This is a genomic window from Mycobacterium sp., assembly GCF_049802695.1.
Classification (GTDB): Bacteria; Actinomycetota; Actinomycetes; order Mycobacteriales; family Mycobacteriaceae; genus Mycobacterium.
Window position 1 is genome coordinate 1 of sequence record NZ_JBARMY010000484.1, and the last position, 4,781, is coordinate 4,781.

Sequence of the window (4,781 nt, forward strand, 5' to 3'; positions counted from 1 at the left end):
ATCATCATGCCCAGCATGAGAAAGATGACGTCCCAGTCGACTCCGCTGGATTGGGAGTAGAACACGTCGGGGGAGTCGATCACCGGCAGGACGACCATGAGTCCGGCGCCCACCAGCGCGACCTTGGCGTTGTTGAAGCGCTCGCTGACGATGAATGCGTAGGCGGCTACGAACACCGTGACCGCGTAATACGTCATCGGCGCCGCCCCACGGCAGACCCGATCAATGCTTCAGGGCCGCGGCCAACAGGCGCGATGCCGTGATCACCCCTTGCAACTTGCCTTCTTTGACGACGGTTACCAGCGGACTGTGCAGCCGCGCCATGACTTCGGCCACCTCGATGATGGTGTCGTCGGCGTCGACTACGGGAATGTGCTGCCGTTTCTGGGGCAGCACATCGCGGATCGTTTTGCCACTGAGCTTGTCGGTGGCGTGGTCTGCCATGGATTCGGTCAGCACGCCGGCCAAACCCGGGTCGTCCTGCACGTAACCGGGCACGATGAATCGGACGACCTGAGAGGCCGGTAGTACGGCGAAGGGCTTGTCGGATGTGCCGGTGCCGACCACGAGTCCGGTCAGGCGGTGCTCGGCAAGCAGGCGGACTGCATCCAGCGCACTGGAGTCGATGTCGACGACCGGAAACTCCTCAACGATGTCTCTCGCGCGCATCCGCTAACAATACGATGGCCCGTCGTCTGAGCAGCATCGATCGCGCGTGCGGCGTGGTGGTTCGACCGACGGTGACACCACGGCCCGCTCTCCTGACCAAAGACGTCGACCGGGCTTCCCGGCTCACCGAAGACGAACGTGTCAGCAGGGGACCGGTCAGGCAGGGTGGCCGACCGGCCCTGCGTAGACTGACGGGATGCTTGAACGGATCCGCGGGCCCGCTGATCTGCAGCACTTTTCTCAACCGCAGCTGCGCGAGCTCGCCGCCGAAATTCGCCAGTTCCTCATTCACAAGGTCGCCGCCACCGGCGGGCACCTGGGTCCCAACCTCGGCGTAGTGGAGCTCACGCTGGCCCTGCACCGGGTCTTCGACTCCCCGCACGACCCGATCGTCTTCGACACCGGCCACCAGGCCTACGTGCACAAGATGCTGACCGGACGCAGCGCCGAGTTCGAGACTCTCCGCAAGAAAGGCGGGCTGTCGGGTTACCCGAGCCGCGCCGAGAGCGAACACGACTGGGTGGAGTCCAGCCACGCCAGCGCCGCACTGTCCTACGCCGACGGCCTGGCCAAGGCGTTCGAGCTGACCGGGCACCGCAACCGGCACGTGGTGGCGGTGGTCGGCGATGGCGCCCTCACCGGCGGCATGTGCTGGGAGGCGCTGAACAACATCGCCGCCGCCCGCCGCCCGGTGATCATCGTGGTCAACGACAACGGCCGCAGCTACGCGCCGACCTTCGGCGGTTTCGCCGACCATCTGGCCACGCTGCGTCTGCAGCCCGGCTACGAGCAGCTGCTAGAGAAGGTCCGCAGCGCATTGCGCAGCACGCCGGTCATCGGTGAGCCGTCCTACCACTTTCTGCACAGCCTCAAAGCGGGGTTCAAGGACGCGCTGTCCCCGCAGCTGATGTTCACTGATCTCGGGCTGAAGTACGTCGGGCCCGTCGACGGCCACGACGAACACGCGGTGGAGACCGCGCTGCGCAACGCCCGCCGCTTCGGCGGCCCGGTGATCGTGCACGTGGTGACCCGCAAGGGCATGGGCTACCCGCCGGCCGAAGCCGACGAGGCCGAGCAGATGCATTCCTGCGGAGTGATCGACCCGATCACCGGGCTGGCCACCTCGGTGCCCGGGCCGGGCTGGACAGCTGCGTTCTCCACGGCGTTGATCGGCTTCGGCGCCAGGCGCCGCGACGTCGTCGCGATCACCGCGGCCATGCCTGGCCCCACCGGTCTGACGGCGTTCGGGCAGCGGTTCCCGGACCGGTTGTTCGACGTCGGCATCGCCGAGCAGCACGCGCTGACGTCGGCGGCCGGGCTGGCGATGGGCGGGCTGCACCCGGTGGTGGCGATCTACTCGACGTTCCTCAACCGGGCGTTCGACCAGATCATGATGGACGTGGCGCTGCACAAGCTGCCGGTGACCTTGGTGCTCGATCGGGCCGGTGTCACCGGCCCGGACGGTGCCAGCCATAACGGTATCTGGGATCTGTCGATCCTGGGCATCGTGCCGGGTATGCGGGTCGCCGCGCCGCGCGATGCCACCCGACTGCGCGAGGAACTCGGCGAAGCGCTCGACGTCGACGACGGCCCCACGGCAATCCGGTTCCCGAAAGGCGATGTGGGTGAGGATATCTCGGCGGTGGAGCGGCGCTGTGGTGTCGACGTGCTGGCGGTGCCGGCGCAGGGATTGACCGCTGACGTGCTGCTGGTGTCGATCGGGGCGTTCGCGTCGATGGCGCTGGCGGCGGCGCAGCGGCTGCGCAACCAGGGCATCGGCGTCACGGTCATCGACCCCCGCTGGATCCTGCCGGTGCCGGATGCTCTGCGGGACCTGGCGGTCGGGCACAAGCTGGTCGTCACTGTCGAGGACAACGGCGTCAACGGCGGCGTCGGGTCGGCCGTGTCGGCAGCGCTGCGCCGCGCGGAGATCGACGTGCCATGCCGTGACATGGGCTTGCCGCAGCGGTTCTACGACCACGCGTCGCGTGGTGAAGTGCTGGCTGAGGTCGGCCTGACTGAGCAGGACGTCTCCCGGCAGATCACCGGCTGGATCGCAGCGCTGGGCAGCAGCCTCGCCGAGAATACGGAGATCAGCGAGCGCCTCGACTGACGGCTTTGCCGCCAAGCCACGCCATGCCGGTGCCCGGCTAGCGCTTGCGTGCGGTGATCAGCAGGTACTCCCAGTGCATGGTCGCCGATGTGGCCAGAAAGCGCTTCCCCAGTTCGGCCAGCGCGGCGTCGAGCGCCGCGACTCGGTCGGCGTCGGCCGCGATGTTCCGGTAAGTGGCGATTGTCGGTCCATAGTGGGCCTTGAAGAAGTCGCGAAATGCCGCACCGGTGGCGAACAACTCGACGGCCAGCGTGCGACGCTGCAGCGCCAGATCGGCGACCCGATCTGCCAGCAGGCGCTTGACATGATCTTCCTTGCCCCACAGCGGCGGGTGTTGCGCACCTGGCGGCGGTGCCGGCGCGAAGCGCTTCATTGTCGCGAACATCTGACCGACGAAGCCCTCGGGTGTCCAGTTGATCAGCGCGAGGGTTCCGCCGGGACGGCACACCCGGACCAGCTCGTCGGCAGCACGTTGATGATGGGGGGCGAACATCACGCCGACACATGACAGCACGGCGTCAAACGCGTTGTCGGGGAATGGCATGGCCTCGGCATCAGCCTCCACCCATTCCAGCTCTACCCCGCGCTCAGCGGCCGCCGCGCGCCCTACTTCCAATAATTCAGGCGTCAGGTCACCGGCGACCACGCGGGCTCCGGCCGCTGCGGCCGGGATCGAGGCGTTGCCGGTTCCGGCGGCCACATCGAGCACCCGGTCACCCCGGCCGATGCCGCTGGCCTGCACCAGCCCCGACCCAAGCGGCGCAACCAGGTCACTGGCCACTGTGTGATAGTTACCGGTTGCCCAGATCGCGCGATCTGTGGCGGTCAGGTCACAGACAACGGTGCCGGCGGCATTGGTGGTCATATCGGTCTCCTCGGTCGGATTCTGCTGCACGGCAATCGTCCGTTCACCCATGCGGCCATTCCAGTGCCAGATGTGAACCGGTCGTGGTTCTGAATCTGTACCAGCGCTTCTGCCTCGGGGGAGATGTACCGTCACACCATGCCGTCCTACGGTCAATTCTGTCCGGTCGCCAAAGCCATGGAGTTGCTCGACGAACGCTGGACAATGCTGGTGGTGCGTGAATTACTGGACGGCAGTAGCCATTTCAACGATCTGCGCCGCGGCGTACCCAAGATGTCGCCGGCGTTGCTGTCCAAGCGGCTGCAGACCCTGACCCGCGCAGGTCTCGTCGAACGAACCGAGGTCGACGGCCGGACGTCCTATGCACTGACGCCTTGCGGGAAGGAATTGCACGACGTCGTCCAGGCGATCGGCGCGTGGGGGGTGCGATGGATTCCCGAAATCGGCGACGACGACCTCGACCCGCACCTGCTGATGTGGGACATCCATCGGAAGGTGCCCATCGACAGGTGGCCGCGGCGGCGGACGGTGCTGGCGTTCCGCCTGTCGCGTGTCGTGCCGAAGGCGACGTCGTGGTGGCTCGTGGTTGCCGACGGTCGAGCCGACGTATGCGACTTCGATCCCGGATACGACGTGGCCGGAACAGTGTCGTGCACGCTGCGCGCACTCACCGCGGTCTGGCGCGGCGATGTGTCGTGGTCGCGTGCGCTGCTCGACGGGTCCGTGTCCATCGACGCGCCCTCGCAGGTGCGTCGCGCGGTGCCCACGTGGATCGGTCAGTCTCAGCTCGCTGCCGTCCCGCGTCTTGGCTAGGGTTTCGAACCCGTCGATCCGCGCCTTTAACCGGCCGGCGGCTGCAACGCCGCTGCCAGCACCGGAACCACCAGTGTGCGTTGCCACTCGCGGGCCTCGCCGGCGCGCAGGAACTCCTCAATCACCGATTCCGGATCACCGCTATGGCCGTCTTCCCAGTCCCAGCACAGCCGGCGCACCAACTCGGGGGAGATCAGGTTCTCGGTGGGCACCGACAACTGCTGCGACAAGTCCGTCAGTCCGGAGCGGGCCGCATCGAGCCGCGCAGCCGCCTCGGGCCGCCGCCTGGCCCACCGCACCGCGGGTGGTGGCCCGTTAGCC

General features: G+C 67.2%; 4 protein-coding genes and 2 pseudogenes. 2 read left to right on the forward strand and 4 right to left on the reverse strand.

Annotated features, from left to right (window positions below; all coding sequences use genetic code 11):
- Both WA317_RS19185 and WA317_RS19190 read right to left on the reverse strand, forming a co-directional pair.
- Nucleotides 1-197 (reverse strand): annotated as a pseudogene (locus WA317_RS19185) (hypothetical protein); the annotation flags it as partial.
- Nucleotides 198-222: 25 nt separating this feature from the next.
- Entirely contained in the window at nt 223-669 is a 447-nt protein-coding gene (locus WA317_RS19190; protein WP_425174542.1) for a CBS domain-containing protein, read from the reverse strand.
- 196 nt (nt 670-865) lie between these two features.
- On the opposite strand from WA317_RS19190, the gene dxs reads away from it, so the two are divergent.
- Complete coding sequence (gene dxs, locus WA317_RS19195; protein WP_425174543.1) at nt 866-2,782, forward strand: 1-deoxy-D-xylulose-5-phosphate synthase; 1,917 nt, start codon at nt 866-868, stop codon at nt 2,780-2,782.
- Between the two features lie 37 nt (nt 2,783-2,819).
- On the opposite strand, the gene WA317_RS19200 is transcribed toward dxs, so the two are convergent.
- The gene (locus WA317_RS19200) at nt 2,820-3,647 is read right to left on the reverse strand and encodes a class I SAM-dependent methyltransferase (RefSeq protein ID WP_425174545.1); all 828 of its coding nucleotides are present in this window, start codon (nt 3,645-3,647) and stop codon (nt 2,820-2,822) included.
- A gap of 138 nt (nt 3,648-3,785) precedes the next feature.
- Between WA317_RS19200 and WA317_RS19205 the strand changes: the two genes are divergently transcribed.
- Nucleotides 3,786-4,460 carry a winged helix-turn-helix transcriptional regulator gene (locus WA317_RS19205; protein WP_425174544.1) on the forward strand — a complete coding sequence of 225 codons (675 nt, stop codon included), beginning with the start codon at nt 3,786-3,788 and terminating at the stop codon, nt 4,458-4,460.
- A 26-nt stretch (nt 4,461-4,486) separates the two neighbouring features.
- Here the strand turns inward: WA317_RS19205 and WA317_RS19210 are convergent.
- Nucleotides 4,487-4,781: pseudogene (locus tag WA317_RS19210) on the reverse strand (ribonuclease D); the annotation flags it as partial.

What these genes read in the sequence shown, in the direction of transcription:
- WA317_RS19205 (WP_425174544.1), top strand. Translation starts at nt 3,786, where the DNA reads ATGCCGTCCTACGGTCAATTCTGTCCGGTCGCCAAAGCCATGGAGTTG.
- WA317_RS19200 (WP_425174545.1), bottom strand. Translation starts at nt 3,647, where the DNA reads ATGACCACCAATGCCGCCGGCACCGTTGTCTGTGACCTGACCGCCACA.
- dxs (WP_425174543.1), top strand. Translation starts at nt 866, where the DNA reads ATGCTTGAACGGATCCGCGGGCCCGCTGATCTGCAGCACTTTTCTCAA.
- WA317_RS19190 (WP_425174542.1), bottom strand. Translation starts at nt 669, where the DNA reads ATGCGCGCGAGAGACATCGTTGAGGAGTTTCCGGTCGTCGACATCGAC.